General features: G+C 61.9%; 2 protein-coding genes. Both read left to right on the top strand.

The annotated features are described in order from the left end of the window. The coding region (gene rsfS, locus A2I95_RS42310) for a ribosome silencing factor (RefSeq protein ID WP_291738204.1) at positions 1-344 on the top strand (344 nt) is incomplete at its 5' end. A 62-nt stretch (positions 345-406) separates the two neighbouring features. Next, on the top strand, positions 407-877 hold the full coding sequence (gene rlmH / locus A2I95_RS42305) for a 23S rRNA (pseudouridine(1915)-N(3))-methyltransferase RlmH (RefSeq protein WP_027257412.1): 471 nt from the start codon (positions 407-409) through the stop codon (positions 875-877). Positions 878-1012: the final 135 nt, after the last annotated feature.

Here is a 1012-nt window from a genome sequence, read left to right as displayed (position 1 = left end):
AACAGCTGCTGGAGCGGATTCTTTCTTCACTCAGCGATGACAAAGCCGAAGATGTTGTGCAGATCGACCTGCGCGGCAAGACGGCGATTGGCGATTACATGGTGCTGGCCTCGGGCCGTTCCACCCGCCAGGTTGCCGCCATGGCTGAAAAGCTGACTGACCGGCTCAAACAGGAGTACCAGCTTGGCTGCAAGGTCGAAGGCAAGGATACAGGCGACTGGGTGCTGATCGACACCGGTGATGTGATTGTCCATATCTTCCGCCCGGAAGTGCGCGAGTTCTATCAGCTCGAGAAGATGTGGATGCCCGCAGGCACCGCGGCAGCTCCGGCAGCCGAAGGCTGAACCGAAGGCTGATTTGATGCAGGCCCGCGCCAGGGTGCGGGCCGGATTGCTTTTGGAATTTCATGCGACTGCATATCTGTGCGGCCGGCCGGTTGCGGGCTGGCCCTGAAAAATCCCTCATCGACGACTATCTTGCCCGGTTCGACCGGACCGGCCGCGCGCTGGGCCTGGGGCCTGCGCGGGTGGTGGAGATTGAGGACAAAAAGAACGGCGGCATGGCGGCTGAGGCTGCACTGCTGCGCAAGGCCTTGCCTAAGGGCGCGGTGATCTGCACCCTGGATGAGCGCGGCAAGGTGATCTCTTCCCCGGATTTTGCGGACAAGCTGGCAGGCTGGCGCGACAGCGGCCGTCAGGACTTGGCGCTGATTATCGGCGGGGCAGACGGGATTGATCCCAGCTTGCGAGCCGAGGCGGATTTTTCAATCTCGTTTGGCAAGATGGTCTGGCCGCATATGCTGGTGCGGGTGATGCTGGCCGAGCAGATCTACCGCGCCGCAACTATTTTGGCAGGCAGCCCCTATCACCGGGTATGAGGCGTCCCGCCAGGTCGGAATGCGCCTGCGGCGCATGCCTGCGGCGCGAGTATTTTTGAAAAGATGAAGCTCAGCGCGGGGTGAGGATGTAGGCTTCCTGGCCCCAGCCGTCCACCAGACAGCGGGCCTGGATTT

The organism is Leisingera sp. F5 (assembly GCF_001593695.1).
This window is presented reverse-complemented; position numbering and strand designations above follow the sequence as displayed.